The sequence below is a fragment of the Streptomyces sp. NPDC008313 genome (assembly GCF_042956125.1).
Lineage (GTDB): Bacteria > Actinomycetota > Actinomycetes > Streptomycetales > Streptomycetaceae > Streptomyces.
The window spans coordinates 176,573-198,778 of sequence record NZ_JBIBFR010000001.1 but is presented as its reverse complement, the minus strand read 5'-3'; the positions used below and the strand labels follow the sequence as shown (position 1 = coordinate 198,778).

Sequence of the window (22,206 nt, the reverse complement as noted above, 5' to 3'; positions counted from 1 at the left end):
GACCTCCGGCTGTGCGCGCCCCCAGGGCCCCCCGTGCGCGGGGCCTGTGCTCCTTCACCCGGCCCCGGGCGCCCGTGCGCGGCCGTCCGGGGCCGCGGACGGCGCTGAGCAGGCAGGACGGTCTGCCGCCCGGTGGCGATACATGGCATCTGTGCCCATTGTTCAGTGAGTCGGCGGCAAGCGAGGAAACACGCTTGTTATCCGAAGACTCCCCGTCTTCACCGTTCCCCCCTACTGTCTGCACGGTGACGCGGCGACGGTTCAACTACTTCGCCGCGACCGGGGGTTCGGGGATCTGGGGGGATCTTTCTTGCTGACGTCTGTCTTCGTCGTCGCCGTCTCATTGGCGCTCTTCTGGGTGGCCGCCTTCACTCTGTGGTGGCAGATGCACGCGTGGCGCACGCCCGAGGTGCTGGCCTCCACCCGCTTCAGCAGACCGGACGGTGACGGAGGGCTGTCCTTCTCGCTGCTGCTGCCCGCACGGCACGAACAGGCCGTGCTCGACCACACGATCCGGCGGCTGCTGGAGTCCGGCCACACCGACTTCGAGATCATCGTCATCGTGGGGCACGACGACCCGGAGACCACCGAGGTGGCCCGGCGGGCCGAGGCCCGCGACCCGCGCGTACGCGTCGTCGTCGACACCCACGAGAAGAAGAACAAGCCCAAGGCCATGAACACCGCGCTGCCGCACTGCCGCGGTGACGTCGTCGGGGTCTTCGACGCCGAGGACCAGGTCCACCCGGAACTCCTCGCGCACGTCGACCACGCGTTCAGGGCCACCGGTGCGGACGTGGTGCAGGGGGGCGTGCAGCTCATCAACTTCCACTCCAGCTGGTACAGCCTGCGCAACTGCCTGGAGTACTTCTTCTGGTTCCGCTCCCGGCTCCACCTGCACGCGCAGAAGGGGTTCATCCCGCTCGGCGGCAACACCGTCTTCGTCCGCACGGACGTGCTGCGCGACGCCGGCGGCTGGGACCCCGACTGCCTCGCCGAGGACTGCGACCTCGGCGTCCGCCTCTCCAGCCGGGGCAGGAAGGTCGTCGTCGCCTACGACTCCGACATGGTGACCCGCGAGGAGACACCCGGCAGCCTGATGTCGCTGCTCAAGCAGCGGACCCGGTGGAACCAGGGCTTCCTCCAGGTCTACCGGAAGAAGGACTGGAAGCAGCTGCCGGGACTCGGCCGGCGGCTGCTCGCCCGCTACACGCTGATGACGCCGTTCCTCCAGGCGGTCTCCGGTGTCGTCATCCCGCTCAACGTGGCCATCGCGCTCTTCGTCGACGTGCCCGTCTCGATCGCCTTCGTCACCTTCCTGCCGGCGGTCACCGCGCTCGTGACGTTCGTCTTCGAGATCGTCGGTCTGCACGACTTCGGCAGGCAGTACGGACTCCGTGTCCGCCTCGGCCACTATCTGAAGCTCGTCGTCGGCGGCCCCTTCTACCAGGTGCTCCTCGCGGGGGCCGCCGTCCGTGCGGTCTGGCGCGAGCAGCGCGGCCGCAACGACTGGGAGCTGACCAGCCACGTCGGCGCGCACCTCGCCGGTGGCGACACCGGCACCGCACGCGTCGCCGCACAGGCCCGAGAGGACATTCCCGCGTGACCTCAACCCTTCCCGCGGCGACCGCGCCCACGGTCCCCGCGCAGCGGAGTCGTGCACCCGAGAACGCCTCGGCCGCCTCCGGTGAGCCGCTGCGGCTGCGCCGCTCCCACCCCGACCTGATCCTGTGCGGGGTGCTCCTCGTGGCGATCCTCGTCGTCCAGGGCTGGAACATCACCGACTATCCGACGCTCAGCGACGACGAGGGCACCTACCTCGCCCAGGCCTGGGCCGTGCAGCAGGGCAAGGGCCTCGCCCACTACACCTACTGGTACGACCACCCGCCGCTCGGCTGGATCCAGATCGCCGCGCTGACCTGGGTCCCCGCCCGCCTCGACCCGTCCCTGATGGCCGTCGGCTCCATGCGGATCGCGATGCTGCCGGTCGGCGCCGTCAGCGCGGTCCTCGTGTACGTCCTGGCGCGCCGGCTGTCGCTGCCGCGCTGGGCCGCCGGACTGGCCATGGCCCTCTTCGGCCTCTCCCCGCTGTCGGTCGTCCTGCAGCGCGAGATCTTCCTGGACAACCTCGCCGTGATGTGGACGCTGCTGGCGTTCTGCCTGGCCGCGTCCCCGAGCCGTCACCTCTGGCACCACTTCGGCGCGGGCGTCGCGGCCGCCGCGGGCGTCCTCACCAAGGAGACGATGCTGGTCGTCCTGCCCGCGCTCGTCGTCACCATGTGGCGCCACGGCCACCGCGACACCCGGAAGTTCGCGCTCACCGGGGCCGTGACCGCCTGCGCGCTGATCGGCCTCTGCTACCCGCTGTTCGCCCTGCTCAAGGGCGAACTGTTCCCCGGCCCGGGGCACGTCTCCCTCTGGGACGGCGTCGTCTACCAGATGAGCCGCCCCGGCTCCGGATTCATCCTCGACCCGGGCACCGGTTCGCACGGCGTGCTGCGGTCCTGGCTGTACTACGACCGCGTCCTGCCCCTCGGCGGCCTCGCGGGCGCCCTGCTGCTCCTCGGCACCCGGCGCTGGTCGGTGACCGCCCGCGCGCTGGCCGGCCCCGCGCTCACCGTGGCGCTGCTCGCCCTGGTGGCCATGCGCCCCGGCGGCTACCTCCCGGCGATGTACGTCATCCAGGCGCTGCCCTTCCTCGCCCTGGTCCTCGCCGGCGGCACCGCGAGCGTCGCGCACGGCGTGCTGCGGCGGCGGCGCGGCGGCGAGAACCGGTACGTCACCGCGGCGCGGTGGGCCGTGGCGGCCGCGCTCGTCGCGGCCTCGGCCGGGTACGTCCTGCCCCGCTGGTACGACGGGAACCGCACCGCCGTGACCGCGGACGCCAACGCCCCCTACCGGGCCGCATCGGCCTGGCTCGGCAGGGAGGTGGAGGACCCGGCGCACACCCGGGTCCTGGTCGACGACGCCCTCTGGCTCGACCTGGTCCACGAGGGCTACCGCCCCGGGCTCGGCGTCATCTGGTTCTACAAGGCGGACCTGGACCCGGCGGTGACGAGGACGATGCCGCGCGGCTGGCGCGACCTGGACTACGTCGTCGCCTCCCCGACGGTACGGCGCGACGCGGCCGACCTGCCCGACGTCCGCGCGGCCATGAGGCATTCGACGCCGGTCGCCACCTTCGGCTCCGGCGAGGACCGCATCGAGATCCGCAGGGTCGAGGACCCCGCGGACGACCACGGCAGCGGGGCGGCAGGCGTGAGCGACGAGAACAGCGGAGGCGCCCGATGAGCGGCTACGAGAGCACGGTCCCCGACGAGCTGGGCGGCCCCGGCGAACTCGGCGACCCGGTGTCCCGCGCGGCCGAGGTCCCCGAGCCCGGCGCCGTGACCATCGTCGTCCCGACCTTCAACGAGTCGGCGAACATCAGGGAACTGCTGCGCCGCGTCACCGAGTCGGTGCCCGCCCGGCTGCCCTGCGAGGTCGTCTTCGTGGACGACTCCACGGACGACACCCCCGAGGTGATCGCCGAGGCCGCGCAGGACTGCCCGTTCCCCGTGACCGTGCTGCACCGGGACACCCCGGACGGCGGGCTCGGCGGCGCGGTCGTCGAGGGACTGCGGGCGGCGGCCTCCGACTGGGTCGTCGTCATGGACGGCGACCTCCAGCACCCGCCGTCCCTCGTGCCGGAGCTGGTGGCCGCCGGGGAGCGCGCCCCGGCCGAACTCGTCGTCGCCAGCCGGTACATCGAGGGCGGCAGCCGCGCCGGTCTCGCGGGCGGCTACCGCGTCGCCGTCTCCCGCGCGGCGACCTGGCTGGCCAAGGCGCTGTTCCCGCGCCGGCTCAGCGGCATCAGCGACCCGATGAGCGGCTTCTTCGCGATCCGCCGCAGCGCGGTGACCGCGGACGCCCTCCAGCCGCTCGGCTACAAGATCCTCCTCGAACTCGCCGTCCGCGACCGCCCCCGCGAGGTCACCGAGGTGCCCTTCGTCTTCCAGGACCGGTACGCGGGCGAGTCCAAGTCGACCGCCCGGGAGGGGCTGCGCTTCCTGCGCCACCTCGCCGGGCTGCGCACCGCCTCGCCGCTCGCCCGCATGGTGGCCTTCGGACTGATCGGCGCCACCGGCTTCGTACCGAACCTGCTCGGCCTGTACGCGCTCACCACCGCCGGGATGCACTATCTGCCCGCCGAGATCCTCGCCAACCAGTTCGGGGTCGTCTGGAACCTGCTGCTCATCGAGCATCTGCTCTTCCGCGAGCGGCGCAGGCACCGGCGCTGGTGGGACCGCGCGGGCCGGTTCGCGCTGCTCGCCAACGCCGACCTGGTGCTGCGCATCCCGCTGATCGCGCTGCTGGTCGGGTCGCTGGGGATGGGCGCGCTGTCCGCCACCGCGCTGGCCCTCGTGACGACCTTCGTCCTGCGCTTCGCCGGAACCGAGGCGCTCGTCTACCTCCCCCGCAAGTGCCGTACCGGAAGGAGAACGCCGTGAACACCGCGCGCGTAAGACACGACGCGGCCGCCCGCCGCAGGAGAACGGCCCTGCTGGGCGTGGGCGCGCTGACGGCCGGCCTGCTGCTGACCGCGCCGCAGCCCGCGTCCGCCGCCAATCTCGTCAAGAACCCGGGCTTCGAGACGGACGGCACGGACGGGATGCCGTACTGCTGGGAGAAGTCCGGCTGGGGCGACAACGACTTCACCTTCTCCACGGTCGCGGACGCCCACTCCGGGTCCCGGGCCATGAAGGTCGAGCTGACCCGTCGCGTCGACGGCGACCGCAAGGCGCTGGTCACCGAGTCCGCGGACTGCGCGCCGGTGGTCACCGAGGGCAAGCAGTACGACCTCGGGCTCTGGTACAGGACGACCACGCCCGACGCGGCGGTCACCGTCTTCCGGCACGACGCCACGACGGGCTGGCAGTACTGGACCGACCTCAAGACGCTGCAGACGAGCGCGGACTGGGCCGAGGCGAGCGTCCGCACACCCGAGGTCCCGGCGGGCACCGACCGCATCGCCTGGGGTGTGTCCGTGTACGGCACGGGGTCGGCGACCACCGACGACTACACGATGGAGCAGGTCGCCGATCCGGTGCCGGACCCGGTGTGCACCGGGACGGCCCAGGAGTGCGCCGACGGCCGCTGGGACGTGCTGCCGGTCCAGAATCCGGTCCGCTCCATGCACTCGGTCGTGCTCGACAACGGCAAGGTGCTGCTCATCGCGGGCTCCGGGAACAGCGAGGAGATGTTCGAGGCGGGCACGTTCACCTCGGCGGTCTACGACCCTGAGAACGGTACGTACCATCAGATCCCCACGCCCAAGGACATGTTCTGCGCGGGCCACGTCCAGCTCTCCGACGGGCGCGTGCTCGTGATGAGCGGCAACCAGGCGTACCCGGTCGCCGGAGGGCACGGGTACGAGGGGTTCAAGGAGTCGTACGTCTTCGACCCGGCCACCGAGACGTACAGCAGGACCAACGACCTGAACGACGGCCACTGGTACCCGTCGGCCACGGAACTCGGCAACGGTGACGTGATCAGCTTCGGCGGGCTGCGCGAGGACTCGACGGGCTCGGTGACCGCCGAGCGCTTCTCGGCCGCCGAGCAGAAGTGGCTGCCGCTGTGGCAGGTCAACCAGACCTGGTCGTACTGGGGGCTGTACCCGTCGATGATCCTGATGCAGGACGGCCGGCTGTTCTACTCCGGCAGCCATGTCTTCGGCAACGGCACCCCGGGCACCGGCTCGGCGGTCTACGACTACGACGCGGGCACCGTCACGGCGATCCCGGGACTGCGGAACAAGGACGAACGCGACCAGTCCGCGAGCGTGCTGCTGCCCCCGGCCCAGGACCAGCGGGTCCTCACCCTCGGCGGCGGCAACATCGACTCCAACCCGGACGCGAACCGGCTCACGGACATCATCGACCTGAAGGCCGCCGACCCCGCGTACACCGCCGGGCCTCCGCTGCCGCAGGGCACCGTCGACCTCGGCGTCGGACAGGTCCCCGAGACCGGCGGCCAGGGCAAGATGTACGTCTCCGCGGTGCTGCTGCCCGACGGCAAGGTGCTGGAGACGGGCGGGGCGCTGCACAACCGCGCGAACCCCGTCTTCGAGTCGTCCCTCTTCGACCCGGCGACCTCGGTGTTCGACCCCGTGGCCGCCGACCCGGAGGCGCGCGGCTACCACTCGTCCGCGTTCCTGCTGCCCGACGGCCGGGTGATGGCGACCGGCGACAATCCGGGCAACGGCACCTGGAACCACGACGTCTCCATTTACACCCCGCCCTACCTCCTCAAGGGCCCCCGGCCGAGGATCACCTCGGTGATCGACAAGGAGTGGGTGTACGGCGACACGCAGCGGATCACCGTCGACCGGCCCGTCGCCAAGGCGGAGCTGATCCGCCCGGCCGCGGTGACGCACTCCTCCGACCCCAACCAGCGGTTCGTCGACCTGCCGCTGTCCGTCGACGGGAACAACGTCGACCTGAACGTGACGAGCAACCCGGACCTCGCGCCGCCCGGGTGGTACATGCTCTTCGCGGTCGACGCGAACGGTGTGCCGTCCGTCGCCGAGTGGGTGCACCTCCAGGGCCACTCCGCCCTGGCCCGGGACACCGCGTCCGCGCACGTCCACTCCTTCGCCGACGCTCCCGGGGGTGCCGTGGCGAAGCCCGGCAAGCGGCGGACCTCCCAGAAGGTCAGCCCGACGGTCTCCGGCTGCGACCGGCACTACGGCTCGGCCAACGTGTGCGTGCCCACGGTCTTCCCTCGGGGCGTGAAGAAGTCGGCCGCGGCCCGCTGCGCCTGGCTCGACGCCCACGACTACGGCCGTCTGGAGGTCAACGGCGGCGACGACCCGCTGCGCCTGGACCCCGACGGCGACGGCAGGGCCTGCGGGAAGGGGGACGTCGGGCGCCGCTGACCACGTGTTCCCGCTGTTCTCAGGGCGCGGGGTTCGTGCCGGAGGCGTTCAGCGCCCGCGCCACGATCGCCTCCAGGTGGTCGTGGTGCGCTCCGCGCCAGTAGGCGCGGCCGCAGTCGGCGCACCGGGCGAACACGTCGTACGAGCGCTGGGTGCCGCCGGCGAGCTGGTCGGCCACCTCGTCCTTCGTGGCCTGCCTGAGCAGGCCGTTGCAGGCGGTGCAGCGGGTCCAGGGCCGCAGCTCGGGCGCGAACCTGCTCAGTACGTCCTGGAGCTGCTCCTCGGGCCGGGTGCTGTAGACGAACGCTCCGGCCCACAGTTCCCGGCGGCGCAGCAGACCGCGGTCGCGGCTGAGCAGGACCCGCCGCTCGGCGGCCGAGCGGGTGGCGAGGGCCGGATCGCCGATGTCGGTGGACTCGTACGCCGTGTCGACGCCCAGCAGGCGCAGCCGGCGGGCGAGGGTGCCGAGGTGGACGTCGAGGAGGAAGCGCAGCGGCGCCCCGGGCACCGACTGCGGACGCCGGACGGGCAGCACACGGACGGATTCGCCCGCCGCCGGGATGTGGGAGACGGCCACCTCCCGTCCGTCCACGAGGAGCGCGCCGACCTCGGTCAGCGGCACGCCCAGGGACTCGACGGCGTGGCCGAGCGTGGAGGAGCCGTCGGTGACGACCCCGCCGGCCGCGCCCAGCCGTCCCTGGGGGACGAACACCCCCAGCTCGGGGGCGAACTCGACATGGATCTCCGGTCCGTTCACCCGGCCAGGATGTCATGCCGGGCCGGGCCGGGGCCGTGTCCGGGGGCGGCTGTCAGGCGTGCTGGTAGGCGACCAGGGAGATGCCGACGTAGTGCGCGACGAAGGCGGCGAGGGTCAGGGAGTGGAAGACCTCGTGGAAGCCGAACCACGCGGGGGAGGGGTTCGGTCGCTTGATCCCGTAGATCACACCGCCCGCGCTGTAGAGCAGTCCGCCGACGATCACCAGGACCAGGACGGCGATGCCGCCTGCTCGCATGAAGTCGGGCAGGAAGAACACGGCGGCCCAGCCCATCGCGATGTAGCAGGGCGTGTAGAGCCAGCGGGGCGCCCCGACCCAGAACACCCGGAAGGCGATGCCCGCGCCCGCGGCGGCCCATACGCCCCACAGGAGCATCCGCCCCTTGGAGTCGGGGAGCAGCAGCATGGTCAGAGGCGTGTAGGTGCCCGCGATGATCAGGAAGATGTTCGCGTGGTCGAGCCTGCGCAGCACTCCGTCGGCGCGGGGGCCCCAGGTGCCGCGGTGGTACAGCGCGCTCACGCCGAACAGGAGGCAGGCGGTGAGCGCGTAGATCCCGCAGGCGACGCGGGCCCGGGAGGAGTCCGCGAGGGCGGTGAGGACCAGCCCGGCGATGACCACCGCGGGGAACATTCCCGCGTGCAGCCAGCCGCGGAGCTTGGGCTTGACCGGGTGCGGCAGGGAGAGCGCGACGGGGCCGTCGCCGGTGGTCGGCGGATCCATGGGCGCGTCGGGGACGGGCGCAGTCATGCCGGCCATCGTACCTACGGAACCGTAAGTTACGTATCAGTACGTGCCCGGAAAAGGCCGATGAGTGGCCATCGTCTCACGGGGGACTCGGACGGGACCGCGCCGGGCGGGACGGGGGAGTGGCGATGCTCACTCCGCTCAGGTGTGAGGCCCTCTGGACAGATGGGCGAGCGAGTCGGATGATCAAATGAGTGCGGTCGGCACCGGATGAGCGCCATAGCGGTCGACAAGTGAAGCATCCGGGTCGCAGCCCCCAAGGGGCCCCAACAAAAAACCCCTCATTTAGGAGCAATCGTGGCGCGCGACATCGCGGCTCCCAGCGCCGTCCTCCCGACCAACCACCAGGAACTGATCTCGTGGGTGAACGAGATCGCGGAACTGACCCAGCCGGACAGCGTGGTCTGGTGCGACGGGTCGGAGGCCGAGTACGAGCGACTGAGCGAGGAGCTCGTCCGCAAGGGCACCTTCAGGAAACTCGACCCGATCAAGCGCCCCAACTCCTACTACGCCGCCTCCGACCCCTCCGACGTCGCGCGGGTCGAGGACCGGACGTTCATCTGCTCCGAGAAGGAGCAGGACGCGGGCCCGACCAACCACTGGAAGGACCCCGCCGAGATGCGGGAGATCTTCCAGGGCACCGACGGCAAGGGCGGCGTCTTCCGCGGCTCGATGCGCGGCCGGACCATGTACGTCGTCCCGTTCTGCATGGGCCCGCTCGGCTCGGACCTCTCCGCGATCGGCGTCGAGATCACCGACTCCGCCTACGTCGCGGTCTCCATGCGCACCATGACGCGCATGGGGCAGCCGGTCCTGGAGGAGCTCGGCGACGACGGCTTCTTCGTGCGTGCCGTGCACACGCTCGGAGCGCCGCTGGCCGAGGGCGAGCAGGACGTCCCGTGGCCCTGCAACTCCACGAAGTACATCTCGCACTTCCCGGAGAGCCGCGAGATCTGGTCGTACGGCTCCGGCTACGGCGGCAACGCGCTGCTCGGCAAGAAGTGCTACGCCCTGCGCATCGCCTCCGTCATGGCGCGCGACGAGGGCTGGCTGGCCGAGCACATGCTGGTGCTCAAGCTGACGCCGCCTATGGATGATCCCGCGGACCGAAGGGCATCGTTCGAGGGTGGTGGCGGGCGACGGGGGGGCGAGTCCAAGTACGTCGCCGCGGCCTTCCCGAGCGCCTGCGGCAAGACGAACCTCGCCATGCTGGAGCCCACGATCTCCGGCTGGACCGTCGAGACGATCGGCGACGACATCGCCTGGATGCGGTTCGGTGAGGACGGCCGCCTCTACGCGATCAACCCGGAGGCCGGCTTCTTCGGTGTCGCCCCCGGCACCGGCGAGCACACCAACGCCAACGCGATGAAGACCCTGTGGGGCAACTCCGTCTTCACCAACGTCGCGCTCACCGACGACAACGACGTCTGGTGGGAGGGCATGACGGAGGAGACCCCGGCCCACCTCACCGACTGGAAGGGCAACGACTGGACCCCCGAGTCCGCCCGCGAAGCAGATGGATACCGTCCGGCCGCCCACCCGAACGCCCGCTTCACCACCCCCGCAGCGCAGTGCCCGATCATCGCGCCCGAGTGGGAGGACCCCAAGGGCGTGCCGATCTCCGCCATCCTCTTCGGCGGCCGCCGCGCCAGTGCCGTACCGCTGGTCACCGAGTCCTTCGACTGGAACCACGGCGTCTTCCTCGGCGCGAACGTCGCCTCCGAGAAGACCGCCGCCGCCGAGGGCAAGGTCGGCGAGCTGCGCCGCGACCCCTTCGCCATGCTGCCGTTCTGCGGCTACAACATGGGCGACTACATGGGTCACTGGGTGGACGTCGCCAAGGGCAGGGACCAGGCGAAGCTCCCGAAGATCTACTACGTCAACTGGTTCCGCAAGAACGACGAGGGCAAGTTCGTCTGGCCCGGCTTCGGCGAGAACAGCCGCGTCCTGAAGTGGATCGTGGAGCGCCTCGACGGCAAGGCCGAGGGCGTCGAGACCCCCATCGGCATCCTGCCGGCCAAGGCGGCCCTGGACACCGACGGCCTCGACCTGTCCGAGTCCGACCTGGACTTCCTGCTCACCGTCGACAAGGACGTGTGGCGCGAGGAGGCCTCGCTCGTCCCCGAGCACCTCAACACCTTCGGTGAGCACACGCCGACCGAGCTGTGGGACCAGTACCGCGCCCTGGTGCAGCGCCTGGGCTGACGCCCGCACGACGCCGCGGCCGGCCGGGACGGGGATGCCCTGACCAGCGAACGTACGGCCGGCCGCGGAGCACACCGGCGAGGCCCGCACAACGGCGTGCGGGCTATGGGCCCGCCGTCGCCCCTCCCGCCCGCCCCGGCGGCCGGGGCGACGGCGGGCTCTCGCCCATGCCGCCTTGCCGCCCCCCGTCCGGTCCCGGCCGGACCGTCCCCGCGCCACGCCGCCGGAATGCCTCCGCGCCGCGCGGTGGGCCGGGATACGCTCCCGATCTTGCGTGACCCGAACGGCTGTTCCCAGTTCCGTTGGGTGGGGGCGGCCGGTCCGTACGGGTCACCGGACAGCCTGTGGGGGGCACACGTGAATACAGTCCGACGTACCCGACGTACCCGACGTCTCGCGGCCACGCTGGCCGCCGCCGCGTTGACGGTGGGCGGCCTGACCGTCGCGGCCGCACCCGCCGCGCGGGCGGCGGACGGCGAGGTGGTGGCCAAGCTGCCGATCTCCTCGTTCTCGGCGATCACGGTCGACTCCGCGCACCAGCGCGTGTATCTCGCCGACAGCAATCTCGGCTACTACGGCAACAGCGGCCTGATCGCCGTCTACGACTTCTCCGGTGAGCGGGTCACCACCATCAGCGTCCCGCGCCACATCTCCGGACTCGCCCTGAGCGACGACGCCAGCATGCTCTACGTCGGCGGCCGCGAGGGCATCCTGCGCTACGACACCGCCACCCTCCAGTCGCAGGGCGGACTGTCCGTGGCCACGGACACCTGCGGGCGGAGCCTGGCCTTCGCCGGTGGCCGGGTGTACTACACCACCCCGTACTCGGTCTACATGTCGGAGTGCGACACGGCGCTCACCTACCTGGACGAGTACCACGTCGACAACACCGCCGAGCGCACCAACTGGCAGGACTACGGCAGGCTCCAGCTGGAGGCGGGCGCCGGCGGCCGGCTGATGATGGGCCAGCCGCCGAACGCCAAGGCCACCGACCCGTTCCTCGCCGTGTACGACGTGAACGGGACGACGCCGGTGCGCACCGCTGGGCGCCGCTTCGCCGACGGGGAGGGCAAGGGCGCCCTGAGCCTCAAGGACATGGCGTTCTCCGCCGACGGCAGCAAGATCGCCGTCGCCGACGACGCAGCCGGCACCCGGCTGCTCGACAGCGGGGACCTGTCCGACGCCCCGGTCGGCTACCCGGCGCTGCCGTCCGGTGCCTCCGCCTCCGCCGTCGCCTTCAGCGGTGACGGCAAGTACCTCGCGCGCGGCGCCGCGGCCTCCGGCGCGACCCCCGACCTGCTGCTGTCGCCCGCCGACCCGGGCGACACGACCGCCCCGCTGGAGTTCGCCTTCGAGGGCAGCCTCGACGGCAACCGGGTCGCGCCGCGCGGCCTCGAATGGTCCGCCGACGGCTCCCGGCTGTTCGCGGTCACCACGAACGACTCCGGCGGCCAGTACTGGCTCCACGTCGTCCGGCCGCCCGCCGTCCAGTACGACACCCGCTTCACGGGCGGGCTGACGCACAGCCCCTCCCAGGCGGTCGCGGGCGAGGCGGTGGCGGTACGGGGCAGGCTCGAGTCCGACGGCCCGGCACCCGCCGAGCCGCTCAAGGTCACGGCGACCCGCACCGACGCGGACGGCACGCACGAACTCGGCACCGCGACCGTCAAGGCGGACGGCACCTTCACCGTGCTCGACGAGCCGGACCTGGTCGGCGACGCCACGTACACCGTGTCGTACCTCGGTGACCTCACCCACCGGCCGGCCACCGGCATCACCCACACCGTGTCCGTCGGCAGGGCGGGCAGCTCGATCGCGCTCACCGCGCCGGAGGAGGCGTCGAAGAGCACCGGCGTCCACATCACCGGGACGTTCGCGGCGCAGGGCAAGGCACTGGCCGAGCGGGCCACGCTCAAGGTGGAGCGCACCGACCGGCTCGGCACCGGCACGCTGTCGTCGGTGACGGTCGCCGCCGACGGCACCTTCACCGTCGACGACCTGCCGCGCGCCCGCCGGGACACGACCTACACGGTCAGCTGGCCCGGTGACGACCTGCACGAGGCGGCCACCGCCTCGGCGACGGTCCGCGTCACCCGCTGACCGGAGAGGACACCGCGGGGCGCGGAACAGGGCGCCCGGTCCGCGCGTCGCTGCGGGTGCGCGCGGACCGGGGCCGCTAGGGGGTGTCTGTCACATGCGCGCCGCGACGCCGCGCGCATGTGACAGACACCGGCTGGGGGAGCCGGGAGGCTCAGTTGTGGGCGAGCTCGCGCGGGTCGGCGGCCTCCGCGTGCGCGTCCATCCGCTCGGCGGCGAGGATCGCGGCCGCGGTGTCCGCGCGGGACGCCGCGACGACCAGGGCGCGCCCGGCGAGGGCGTGCGCCCGCAGATGCAGGGTCACGGGGTCCGCCCCGGCGAAGGCGGCGGGCGCCGACGACCGGACCGGCGGCCGTCCACGCAGCCGGGCCACCTGCCCGGACAGCCGCTCGGCGGCGGTGTCCAGGTCGGCGGAGGGGGCGAGGGCGCGCAGCTCGTCGGTGACGGCGAGCAGCGCGGCCAGATGGCCGGCGAGCTGGATGTCCAGCTCCTCCTCGCGCGACCGGTGGGGGAAGTCCGAGGGGGTGCCGGCCGTCGTGTGGACCGACTTGGTGCGGATCGGTTCGTACATGGGACGGCCTCCTGTGCGCTGACAGGAAACCATCCTAGCTTAGAATTCGTCTAAAGTTGAGTCGGATCCCGAAAGTGGGCTCCGGCGGTGCCCTACGTCTGGCTGTAGCCGTCGAGGAAGTGCCCGATGCGCGTCACCGCGTCGGTCAGGTCGCCGACCGTCGGCAGCGTGACCACCCGGAAGTGGTCCGGCTCAGGCCAGTTGAAGCCCGTCCCCTGCACGACCATGATCTTCTCGCGCCGCAGCAGGTCGAGGACCATGCGCCGGTCGTCCTTGACCTTGAACACCTTCGGGTCCAGCCGGGGGAACAGATACAGCGCCCCCTTCGGCTTCACGCAGGTCACTCCCGGGATCTGCGTCAGCAGCTCGTGGGCGACGTCCCGCTGCTCCTTCAGCCGCCCGCCCGGCAGCACCAGGTCGTCGATCGTCTGGCGCCCGCTGAGCGCGGCGACCACCCCGTGCTGGCCGGGCATGTTCGCGCACAGCCGCATGTTGGCCAGGATCGTCAGGCCCTCGATGTACGAGTCCGCGTGCGCGCGCGGTCCCGAGATCGCCATCCACCCCACCCGGTAGCCCGCCACGCGGTACGCCTTCGACATGCCGTTGAAGGTCAGCGTCAGCAGGTCGGGGGCGACGGAGGCGGTCGGCGTGTGTGTGGCGCCGTCGTAGAGGATCTTGTCGTAGATCTCGTCCGAGCAGACGAGGAGGTTGTGGCGGCGGGCGATGTCCGTCAGGCCCCGCAGCACCGCCTCGTCGTACACCGCGCCCGTCGGGTTGTTCGGGTTGATGATGACGATCGCCTTGGTGCGGTCGGTGACCTTCCGCTCCACGTCCGCGAGGTCCGGCATCCAGTCCGACTGCTCGTCGCAGCGGTAGTGCACGGCGGTCCCGCCGGACAGCGACACGGCCGCCGTCCACAGCGGGTAGTCGGGCGCCGGTACGAGGACCTCGTCCCCGTCGTCGAGCAGGCCCTGCATGGCCATCACGATCAGCTCGGACACGCCGTTGCCGATGAAGACGTGCTCGACGTCCGTCTCGATGCCGAGCGTCTGGTTGTGCATGACGACGGCACGGCGCGCCGCGAGCAGCCCCTTCGCGTCCCCGTACCCGTGCGCGGTGGAGACGTTGCGGAGGACGTCCTCGAGGATCTCGGGCGGGCACTCGAAGCCGAACGCCGCCGGATTGCCGGTGTTCAGCTTGAGGATGCGGTGCCCCGCTGCTTCCAGCCGCATCGCCTCCTCGAGCACCGGACCCCGGATCTCGTAACAGACGTTCGCGAGCTTCGTGGACTGGATCACCTGCATATCCGTGAGCTTACGGCCGCGTAACGGTCATCGGGGCGTGTTTTCCACCACGTGGGACATGGTGTTTTGCTCACCTTTTTCCCCCGGCTGTGCGGAAAGCCGTTCGCGTCCTACAATTCGCGCCCATGGTCCGGCAGAACGACGAGCCCTCGGTGGCCGCGCCGAGTGTGTACCGCCCGCACGGCGACGCGACGCACTCCTACGAGGAGTACACGGACCCGGCCGCCGCTCACGGCTGGCAGGAGTCGGACGCCGCCGGTGACGCCCACCGCGACGGCGGGACGGACGCTGACGGGGCGGCCGTCGCGGGCCGGCGGGCCGCCCGTTCGGGTGGCAGCCGCCGGCGTCCCCGGCCGCTGCGCCGGGCGGCGATCGCCGCGGGCGCGGTCTGCGCCGTCGCGCTCGCCGTGACGGTCGCCGGACTGGCCGGCTCCGGGGCGTCGCCCGACCCGCGGCCACGGGACAAGGAGGCAGGCAGGGCCGACGCGTCCGGTGACGCGTCCTCCCCGGCCGCGTCCCCGGCGTCCCCGGGCGCCACCCGGACGGCCTCGGCGACTCCCCTGCGGGCGACGGCCGGTGCCTCGGCGAGCCCGGACGGCGACGGATCGCCGTCGGCGTCCCGCTCCCCGGCGGCGGCCCGCACCACGGAGACCGCCTCGGCGCCCGCCGCCACCGGCGCCCCGAGCGCCACCGGCACTGCCCCGGCGCCCACCTCGGCATGGGGCGACGGCGGCCGTCCCGGCCGGGGGCACGGAGGCGGCTGGGGTCACCGGTAGGGAAACCGGCGCGTGTTTCCGCTGTTTCCCCCCGGCCGCACGTGGCCGCACGTGGCCGCACGGGGCCGGCCGGGGCCGGCCGGCTGAAAACCGCCCCCTGCGGGCCGGAAAGCGCTCCTTGTCCGCGCGAACCCCTCCCCTGAGAATGCGCATGTCAAAAGTGGACTGGACGTGACCGGAAGATCTCCGGTCACCCATGTCGCAAGAGGGGACCCCCACATGAAGAAGCCTCTCGTCGCCGCGCTGTTCGCCCTGGTCATCGCCGGGGCAGGCGCGACACCCGCGGTCGCGTCACCCGAACCCGCGCCCGCCTCACAACCCGCCCCCGCCGTCCGGGCAGTGAACTTCGCCGGGACCGTCGCGCTCAGCAACTGCTCCGGCTCCGTCGTCCGGATGCCCGGCTCCGAGGACGACGACCCCGCGCTCGTGCTCTCCAACGGCCACTGCCTGGAGACCGGCTTCCCGGAGCCCGGTGAGGTGATCGTCGACCAGCCCTCCAGCCGCTCCTTCAGCCTGCTCAACTCCGCCGGTTCGCGCGTCGCGACCCTGCGGGCGAGCAAGATCGCGTACGCCACGATGACCGACACGGACATCTCGGTCTACCAGCTCACCCGCACGTACGCGCAGATCAAGAGCTCGTACGGGATCAGCGCGCTGACGCTCGACGCCGCGCACCCGGCCGCCGGGACCGCGATCAAGGTGGTCTCCGGCTACTGGAAGCGGATCTACAGCTGCAACGTGGACGGCTTCGCCTACCGTCTCAAGGAGGGCGGCTGGACCTGGAAGGACTCGGTCCGCTACACCTCCGCCTGCGACACCATCGGCGGCACGTCGGGCTCGCCCGTCGTGGACAACGCCACCGGCAAGGTCGTCGCCGTCAACAACACCGGCAACGAGGACGGCGGCCGCTGCACCGACAACAACCCCTGCGAGGTCGACGCCAACGGCAACGTCACGGTGCGCGAGGGCATCAACTACGCCCAGGAGACGTACCTGATCGTCCCGTGCGTCGGGCTCGACAACAAGTTCGACCTCAGTCGGCCGGGGTGCGCACTCCCCAAGCCGTAGCCCGTGCGTGACCGGGTGACCGGGTGACCGGGTGACCGGGTGACCGGAGGGGCGGGTGGTCAGGCCGTGCGGCGGACCGCCCGCCCCGCCAGTACGTCCGTCCGCCGCCCGTCCTCGACGACGAACCGCCCGTCGATCAGCACGTGCGGGATGCCGGCCGGAAGCGTGCGCGGCGCCTCGTAGGTCGAGCCCGCCGCGACGGTCGCCGGGTCGAACAGGACCAGGTCGGCCCGGTACCCCTCGCGGACCAGGCCCCGGTCCGGCAGCCGCAGCCGGGCCGCGGGACGCCCGGTGAGGTGGGCGACGCACTCCTCCAGGGAGAGCACGCCCAACTCCCGTACGTAGTGGCCGAGGTAGTGCGGGAAGGTCCCGTAGGCGCGCGGGTGCGGTTTGTCGCCGCGCAGGATGCCGTCGGAGCCGCCCGTGTGCACCCGGTGGCGCATGATCGCGCGGACGTTCTCCTCGTGCCCGACGTGCTGGAGGATGGTCGGGCCGAGCCGGTCGTCGAGGAGCAGCCGCCGTGCGGTGGTCCACGGCGTCTCACCGCGCTCGTCCCCGGCCTCCCGCACGGTCCGGCCGACGTACGCCGCGAGCGCCGGGTCGCCGACGCCCGAGATCTCGATGGTGTCCCACTCGATCGGCACCCCGTGGCAGCCGTCCGAGCCGGTCACCTCCAGATGGTGACGGATCCGCTCGGCCGTCGCCTCGTCGCCCAGCCGGGCCATGACCGCCTCGGGGCCGCCCTCGCCCGCCCAGCTCGGCAGCATCGCCACCAGCGTCGTGCAGCCGGGCGTGTAGGGGTACGTGTCGAGGCTGATGTCGGCGCCCGCGTCGAGCGCGTCGTCGAGCAGGGCGAGCAGTTCGGCCGCGCGGCCCTTGTTCACGCCGAAGTTCATGGTGGCGTGGGCGAGATGGAGCGGGCAGCCCGCCTCGCGGGTGAGGGCCACCATCTCCTCGTACGCCTCCAGCGCGCCCGCCCCGTACGAGCGGTGGTGGGGGCAGTAGTAGCCGCCGTGCGCGGCCACCACCCGGCACAGCTCGGTGAGTTCGGCGTCCTTCGCGTACATGCCCGGCGTGTAGGTGAGCCCGGAGGACATGCCGACCGCGCCCTGCGCCATGCCGTCCGCGACGAGGTGCCGCATCCGGTCCAGCTCCGACGGCGTCGCCTCGCGGTCGTCCCAGCCGACGGCGAGCATCCGGACGGTGCCCTGCGGGATCAGATAGGCCGCGTTGACCGCGATGCCCTCGCCGCCGAAGCCGTGGTCGAGCCGGTCCAGGTACGCGCCGACCGACCGCCAGGTGAAGTCGATGTCCTCGCCGTACCCGTTCCAGCCGGTGATCGCCCGGCGGACCTCGGCGAGCGTGCGGTCGTCGACCGGCGCGTACGACAGCCCGTCCTGGCCGATCACCTCCAGCGTCACCCCCTGCGCGGCCTTGGCACTGTGGTCCGGGTCGCGGAGCAGCGCGAGGTCGCTGTGGGCGTGCATGTCGATGAAGCCGGGCGCGAGGGCGAGCCCGCCGGCGTCCAGCACGCGGCGCGCGCCGGGCCGCGGCTCGCCCTCGCGGCGGATGGCGGCGATGCGGCCGCCGTCGACGGCGACGTCGGCGCGGTACGCGGGCGCGCCGGTCCCGTCGACCACCCGCACGTCACGGATGACGAGGTTCATGGGCAATCCTCTCCAGAAGGACGGGGCAAGGGCGGGGACGGCCTCAGAAGTAGGTGCGGACGTACTCGACGACCGTGCCGTCCGCCTCCACCACCGGGATGAGCTGCCACTTGTCGAACGACGTGCACGGGTGGGACAGACCCATGCCGAGCCAGTCGCCGACCTCCAGCCGCGCCCCGGGGCCCGTGCGCAGCCAGCCGTGCTGGTCGGACAGGCCCGTCGCCTCGATGTCCTCGGCCTCGCGGGTCTCACCGGTCCCGCCGCCGTCCCGGACCACCTGGGCGAACGGCAGGTCCAGGTCGTAGGCCGCGTCCCGCTTGCCCGCGTTGACGAACGCCTGCTCGGGAGACGGGCGGGAGACGACCTGCGCCCACAGCCGGAAGGCGGGCAGCAGGGCGCCCTCCTCGGGGACGCGGGTGAAGGGCGTCAGCTTGCGGTAGTGCCCGTCGTCGTGCGAGACGTACGCCCCCGAGCGCAGCAGCTTCAGTACGGGCAGCGACAGTTCGGGGATCCCGGCGAAGACGTCCGCCACCGCGTCGAACCAGGCGCTGCCGCCCGCGCTCACCACGATCTCCTCGACGCCCCGCCCCGCGAAACGGCCCGCGCGGTCGAAGTCGGCGGCCAGCGCGGTCAGCCGGCGCAGCCAGGCGTGCACCCGCTCGGGGTCGGCGTCGGGGACCTCGCCCTCGTACCCGGCGACGCCGACCAGCCGCAGCGTCGGCGCGGCGGCCACGGCGTCCGCGACCTGCGCGCACTCCGCCTCCGTACGGACGCCGGTGCGGGCGCCCTCACCGGCGGCGAGTTCCACGACGACGTCCACGGGGCGGGTGGCGCCGGCGGCGTCGAGGGCCGCGTGCATCAGCTCGGCGCCGCGCACCGAGTCGACGTAGCAGACGAAGCGGAAGTCCGGGTCGGCCGTGAGCTCGGAGGCGATCCAGCCGAGCGCCGCAGCGTCGACCAGCTCGTTGGCGAGGAAGATCCGCCGCACGCCGAACTCCCGTGCCACGCGCACCTGGTGGGGAACGGCGAGCGTGATGCCCCAGGCGCCGTGCCGGATCTGCCGGTGGAAGAGGCCGGGCGCCATCGAGGTCTTGCCGTGCGGGGCGAAGACCAGGCCGTGGCGGGCCGCGTACGTCTCCATCAGTTCGAGGTTGTGCTGGAGGCGCTCGGCGGAGAGGGCGAGCACGGGGGTGGTGAAGCCGCCCGTGAAGAGGTTGCGGCGCTGGGCGGCCAGCTCGCCGACGGTCAGGCCCTCGGCGTCCGGCGGGAGGCCCTTGAAGCGGTGGTCGACGCGTTCGGCGGCGAGCCGGGCGGCGGTGGCGGTGGCCGCGGCGGCGAGGTGGGCGGCCTCGGACGCGGCGGGGGTGCCCGGCTCCGTGCCCGTGGCGCCGGGTCCCTCGGCGTCCGGTTCCGTGGCCTCGGTGGGGGTGTCGGCGGCCATCCAGCCTCCTCTTCCTGGACCGTTGCACGATGTGCAACAGTCGTTGCGTATGTCGCTCACTGCTGTCTAACATCCCAGCCAACACCGGGTCAACGGATGCCGCCGCCCCCGACGCCGACCACGACCCCGACGCCGGGCCGGTCCGCCCGGGCCGGCGGCCCGGACGACCCCGAGCATGACGAGGAGCCTGAACCATCGTGACCACCACGGGACCGTCCACCGCCGCGCACCACGACGACGTCGTGGCCGCCGCTCCGCGCTCCGTCGCGGTGGACGCCGAGGCGCACGACGACACGGCCGACGGCCCGGGTGCCCCCGTGGACGCCGTCACCCTCGGGGAGTCCATGGTCACGTTCCTGCCCTCCCGCCCCGGGCGCCTCGCCGACGTACCCTCCTTCGATCGCGGGATCGGCGGCGCCGAGTCCAACGTGGCCTGCGTGCTCGCCGCCGCCGGGCACTCCGCCCGGTGGATCAGCCGCGTCGGCGACGACGGGTTCGGCGACCACCTGATCGACGCGATCACCGCGTACGGCGTCGACACCTCCGCCGTCGGACGCGACCCGCACCGCCCCACCGGCATCTACTTCCGCACCGCCGGCGACCGCGCGGGCGACGACCACGAGGTCGTCTACTACCGTGCCGGATCCGCCGCCTCCGCCATGTCCCCGGCGAACACGCCCCGCGCACGCGCCGACGCCTGCCGCGTCCTGCACCTCTCCGGCATCACCGCCGCCCTCTCCGCCGACTGCCTCGCCCTGCTGAGCGACCTCACCGCGCCCCGGCCCGGCCGCCCCCTCGTCTCCTTCGACGTCAACCACCGCGTGAGCCTCTGGCGCGACTCCACGGGACCCTCCGCACCCTCCGACCCCTCCACCCCCTCCGGCCGGTCCGCCGCCGGGGCCACCCTCCTGCGCCTGGCCCGCGGCAGCGACCTCGTCTTCGTCGGCGCCGACGAGGCGGAGGCCGCCTGGGGCGTCACCGGCGGCCCCGCCGCCGTCCGCGCGGCCCTGCCCGAGCCTGCCGCGCTGGTCGTCAAGGAGGGCGCGAACGGCGCCACGCTCTACGAACGGGGCCCGGCGGGCGACACCGTCACCCACGCCCCCGCCCTGCACGTCGACGTCGTCGCCCCCGTCGGCGCGGGCGACGCCTTCGCCGCCGGTTTCCTCTCCGCGACCCTGCGCGGCCTGCCCGCACGCGACCGGCTGCGCCACGGCCACCTCATGGCCGCCGCCGCGCTCACCGTCCCCGGCGACCTCGCCGTACCCCCCGCCCGCGAGCACGCCGACCGGCTGGCCGCCCTCGGCGACGACGCGTGGGGGACACTTCGACTCGGCCCCGGCTGGACCGAAGCCGCTCAGCGGGCCGACGAGGAGGTACGTACCCCATGAGCCAGACCGTCGACCGCGCCCTGAGCATCCTGCCGCTGCTCGCCGAGGGCCCCGCAGACCTCGGACAGGTCGCGGACCGCCTGGACGTCCACAAGTCCACGGCGCTGCGGCTCCTGCGCACCCTCCACGAGCACGGCCTGGTGTACCGCCAGTCCGACCAGCGCTACCGCCTCGGCGCCCGCCTCTTCGCCCTCGCCCAGGAAGCCGTCGAGAACCTGGACGTCCGCGAGATCGCCCACCCCTACCTCGTGGAACTCAACGAGAAGTGCGGGCACACCGTCCACCTCGCGGTCTACGAGGAGCAGGAGGTCCTCTACATCGACAAGGTGGACAGCCGCTACCCGGTCCGCATGTACTCCCGCATCGGCAAGCCCGTCGCGATCACCGTCGCCGCCGTCGCCAAACTGCTCCTGTCCGACCTCCCCGAAGCCGAGCGCCGCGCCCTCGCGGAGAAGCTCGACTACCCCCTGTACACAGCCCGTTCGACCCCCAACGCGCCCGCCTTCCTCAAGGAACTGGCGGCCGTGCGCGAACAGGGCTGGGCCACCGACCTCGGTGGCCACGAGGAGTCCATCAACTGCGTCGGCGCCCCGATCCGCGGCGCCGACGGACGCGTCGTCGCCGCGATGTCGGTCTCCGCGCCGAACGTCGTCGTCACCGCCGACGAACTCCTCACGCTGCTCCCGCTGGTACGCCGCACCGCCGACGCCATCAGCCGCGAGTACTCCGGCACCGCACCGACCAAGGACCGCCCATGACAGTCACCGAGAAGACCGCGCTCACCCCGAAGACCCACACGAACCCGCCCGCCAGGTTCTCCCACGGCGTCCGCAAGGGGAACATCCTCCAGGTCGCCGGCCAGGTCGGCTTCCTCCCCGCCGAGGACGGCAAGCCGCCCACGCCCGCCGGACCGGCCCTGCGCGAGCAGACCCTCCAGACCCTCGCCAACGTCAAGGCGATCCTGGAGGAGGGCGGCGCCGGCTGGGACGACGCCATGATGATCCGCGTCTACCTCACGGACGTCGACCACTTCGCCGAGATGAACCAGATCTACAACCAGTACTTCGAGGACCAGAACCTCACCGCGCCCCCGGCCGCCCGCACCACGGTCTACGTCGGCCTCCCCGCGGGCCTCCTCATCGAGATCGACGCGCTGGCCGTACTGGGCTGAGCGCGGGGCGGGGACTGACCGGCGGGGACGGGCCGACCGCCCGGCGCCGGCCCCCTGCTCCTCACCCTCCGCATTCCTCATTTCT

General features: G+C 72.5%; 17 protein-coding genes. 11 read left to right on the top strand and 6 right to left on the bottom strand.

Annotation, left to right across the window (positions count from 1 at the left end; genetic code table 11):
• The first annotated feature begins 310 nt into the window (after positions 1 to 310).
• From ACFY93_RS00890 to ACFY93_RS00875, 4 genes are read left to right on the top strand one after another with little or no spacing between them, the layout of a single operon-like run.
• On the top strand, positions 311 to 1,603 hold the full coding sequence (locus ACFY93_RS00890; protein WP_391352387.1) for a glycosyltransferase: 1,293 nt from the start codon (positions 311 to 313) through the stop codon (positions 1,601 to 1,603).
• Positions 1,600 to 3,288, top strand: coding sequence for a phospholipid carrier-dependent glycosyltransferase (locus tag ACFY93_RS00885; RefSeq protein ID WP_391352385.1), 1,689 nt, complete (start codon positions 1,600 to 1,602; stop codon positions 3,286 to 3,288). The genes ACFY93_RS00890 and ACFY93_RS00885 overlap by 4 nt, the downstream gene beginning before the upstream one ends.
• The gene (locus tag ACFY93_RS00880) at positions 3,285 to 4,487 is read left to right on the top strand and encodes a glycosyltransferase (RefSeq protein WP_391352383.1); all 1,203 of its coding nucleotides are present in this window, start codon (positions 3,285 to 3,287) and stop codon (positions 4,485 to 4,487) included. The genes ACFY93_RS00885 and ACFY93_RS00880 overlap by 4 nt, the downstream gene beginning before the upstream one ends.
• Before the next feature lie 59 nt (positions 4,488 to 4,546).
• Entirely contained in the window at positions 4,547 to 6,913 is a 2,367-nt protein-coding gene (locus ACFY93_RS00875) for a galactose oxidase-like domain-containing protein (protein WP_391352946.1), read from the top strand.
• Between the two features lie 19 nt (positions 6,914 to 6,932).
• On the opposite strand, the gene ACFY93_RS00870 is transcribed toward ACFY93_RS00875, so the two are convergent.
• Positions 6,933 to 7,670 (bottom strand): Mut7-C RNAse domain-containing protein, encoded by a 738-nt coding sequence (locus ACFY93_RS00870; protein WP_391352381.1) that lies wholly within the window; start codon positions 7,668 to 7,670, stop codon positions 6,933 to 6,935.
• 52 nt (positions 7,671 to 7,722) lie between these two features.
• The gene (locus ACFY93_RS00865) at positions 7,723 to 8,436 is read right to left on the bottom strand and encodes a hemolysin III family protein (protein WP_391352380.1); all 714 of its coding nucleotides are present in this window, start codon (positions 8,434 to 8,436) and stop codon (positions 7,723 to 7,725) included.
• A gap of 294 nt (positions 8,437 to 8,730) precedes the next feature.
• Between ACFY93_RS00865 and ACFY93_RS00860 the strand changes: the two genes are divergently transcribed.
• Together ACFY93_RS00860 and ACFY93_RS00855 are read left to right on the top strand one after the other, a co-directional pair.
• A complete protein-coding gene (locus ACFY93_RS00860; RefSeq protein ID WP_391352379.1) occupies positions 8,731 to 10,638 on the top strand; it encodes a phosphoenolpyruvate carboxykinase (GTP) in 1,908 nt (635 codons plus the stop codon).
• Positions 10,639 to 10,995: 357 nt separating this feature from the next.
• Positions 10,996 to 12,738, top strand: coding sequence for an Ig-like domain repeat protein (locus tag ACFY93_RS00855; protein WP_391352378.1), 1,743 nt, complete (start codon positions 10,996 to 10,998; stop codon positions 12,736 to 12,738).
• Between the two features lie 151 nt (positions 12,739 to 12,889).
• Here the strand turns inward: ACFY93_RS00855 and ACFY93_RS00850 are convergent, their stop codons facing one another.
• Both ACFY93_RS00850 and ACFY93_RS00845 read right to left on the bottom strand, forming a co-directional pair.
• Positions 12,890 to 13,306 (bottom strand): hypothetical protein, encoded by a 417-nt coding sequence (locus ACFY93_RS00850; RefSeq protein WP_391352377.1) that lies wholly within the window; start codon positions 13,304 to 13,306, stop codon positions 12,890 to 12,892.
• Positions 13,307 to 13,398: 92 nt separating this feature from the next.
• Positions 13,399 to 14,610 (bottom strand): aminotransferase class I/II-fold pyridoxal phosphate-dependent enzyme, encoded by a 1,212-nt coding sequence (locus ACFY93_RS00845; protein WP_391352375.1) that lies wholly within the window; start codon positions 14,608 to 14,610, stop codon positions 13,399 to 13,401.
• Positions 14,611 to 14,735: 125 nt separating this feature from the next.
• Here ACFY93_RS00845 and ACFY93_RS00840 point away from each other — a divergent pair, with 125 nt between their 5' ends.
• Both ACFY93_RS00840 and ACFY93_RS00835 read left to right on the top strand, forming a co-directional pair.
• Positions 14,736 to 15,386 carry a hypothetical protein gene (locus tag ACFY93_RS00840; RefSeq protein ID WP_391352374.1) on the top strand — a complete coding sequence of 217 codons (651 nt, stop codon included), beginning with the start codon at positions 14,736 to 14,738 and terminating at the stop codon, positions 15,384 to 15,386.
• Positions 15,387 to 15,605: 219 nt separating this feature from the next.
• A complete protein-coding gene (locus ACFY93_RS00835; protein WP_391352372.1) occupies positions 15,606 to 16,454 on the top strand; it encodes a trypsin-like peptidase domain-containing protein in 849 nt (282 codons plus the stop codon).
• A gap of 59 nt (positions 16,455 to 16,513) precedes the next feature.
• On the opposite strand, the gene ACFY93_RS00830 is transcribed toward ACFY93_RS00835, so the two are convergent.
• On the bottom strand, positions 16,514 to 18,121 hold the full coding sequence (locus ACFY93_RS00830) for an amidohydrolase family protein (RefSeq protein ID WP_391352371.1): 1,608 nt from the start codon (positions 18,119 to 18,121) through the stop codon (positions 16,514 to 16,516).
• Positions 18,122 to 18,164: 43 nt separating this feature from the next.
• Positions 18,165 to 19,562 carry an alanine racemase gene (locus tag ACFY93_RS00825; RefSeq protein WP_391352369.1) on the bottom strand — a complete coding sequence of 466 codons (1,398 nt, stop codon included), beginning with the start codon at positions 19,560 to 19,562 and terminating at the stop codon, positions 18,165 to 18,167.
• A gap of 344 nt (positions 19,563 to 19,906) precedes the next feature.
• Between ACFY93_RS00825 and ACFY93_RS00820 the strand changes: the two genes are divergently transcribed.
• Genes ACFY93_RS00820 through ACFY93_RS00810 form a run of 3 tightly spaced genes read left to right on the top strand, consistent with a single transcriptional unit; the run spans position 19,907 to position 22,121 of the window.
• A complete protein-coding gene (locus ACFY93_RS00820) occupies positions 19,907 to 20,950 on the top strand; it encodes a PfkB family carbohydrate kinase (RefSeq protein WP_391352945.1) in 1,044 nt (347 codons plus the stop codon).
• Complete coding sequence (locus tag ACFY93_RS00815; protein WP_391352367.1) at positions 20,947 to 21,708, top strand: IclR family transcriptional regulator C-terminal domain-containing protein; 762 nt, start codon at positions 20,947 to 20,949, stop codon at positions 21,706 to 21,708. Before ACFY93_RS00820 ends, ACFY93_RS00815 begins: the two co-directional genes overlap by 4 nt.
• On the top strand, positions 21,705 to 22,121 hold the full coding sequence (locus ACFY93_RS00810) for a Rid family hydrolase (RefSeq protein ID WP_391352365.1): 417 nt from the start codon (positions 21,705 to 21,707) through the stop codon (positions 22,119 to 22,121). The genes ACFY93_RS00815 and ACFY93_RS00810 overlap by 4 nt, the downstream gene beginning before the upstream one ends.
• The last annotated feature ends 85 nt before the right edge of the window (positions 22,122 to 22,206 follow it).

What these genes read in the sequence shown, in the direction of transcription:
- ACFY93_RS00880 (WP_391352383.1), top strand. Translation starts at nt 3,285, where the DNA reads ATGAGCGGCTACGAGAGCACGGTCCCCGACGAGCTGGGCGGCCCCGGC.
- ACFY93_RS00865 (WP_391352380.1), bottom strand. Translation starts at nt 8,436, where the DNA reads ATGACTGCGCCCGTCCCCGACGCGCCCATGGATCCGCCGACCACCGGC.
- ACFY93_RS00850 (WP_391352377.1), bottom strand. Translation starts at nt 13,306, where the DNA reads ATGTACGAACCGATCCGCACCAAGTCGGTCCACACGACGGCCGGCACC.
- ACFY93_RS00845 (WP_391352375.1), bottom strand. Translation starts at nt 14,610, where the DNA reads ATGCAGGTGATCCAGTCCACGAAGCTCGCGAACGTCTGTTACGAGATC.
- ACFY93_RS00840 (WP_391352374.1), top strand. Translation starts at nt 14,736, where the DNA reads ATGGTCCGGCAGAACGACGAGCCCTCGGTGGCCGCGCCGAGTGTGTAC.
- ACFY93_RS00835 (WP_391352372.1), top strand. Translation starts at nt 15,606, where the DNA reads ATGAAGAAGCCTCTCGTCGCCGCGCTGTTCGCCCTGGTCATCGCCGGG.
- ACFY93_RS00830 (WP_391352371.1), bottom strand. Translation starts at nt 18,121, where the DNA reads ATGAACCTCGTCATCCGTGACGTGCGGGTGGTCGACGGGACCGGCGCG.
- ACFY93_RS00825 (WP_391352369.1), bottom strand. Translation starts at nt 19,562, where the DNA reads ATGGCCGCCGACACCCCCACCGAGGCCACGGAACCGGACGCCGAGGGA.
- ACFY93_RS00820 (WP_391352945.1), top strand. Translation starts at nt 19,907, where the DNA reads ATGGTCACGTTCCTGCCCTCCCGCCCCGGGCGCCTCGCCGACGTACCC.
- ACFY93_RS00815 (WP_391352367.1), top strand. Translation starts at nt 20,947, where the DNA reads ATGAGCCAGACCGTCGACCGCGCCCTGAGCATCCTGCCGCTGCTCGCC.
- ACFY93_RS00810 (WP_391352365.1), top strand. Translation starts at nt 21,705, where the DNA reads ATGACAGTCACCGAGAAGACCGCGCTCACCCCGAAGACCCACACGAAC.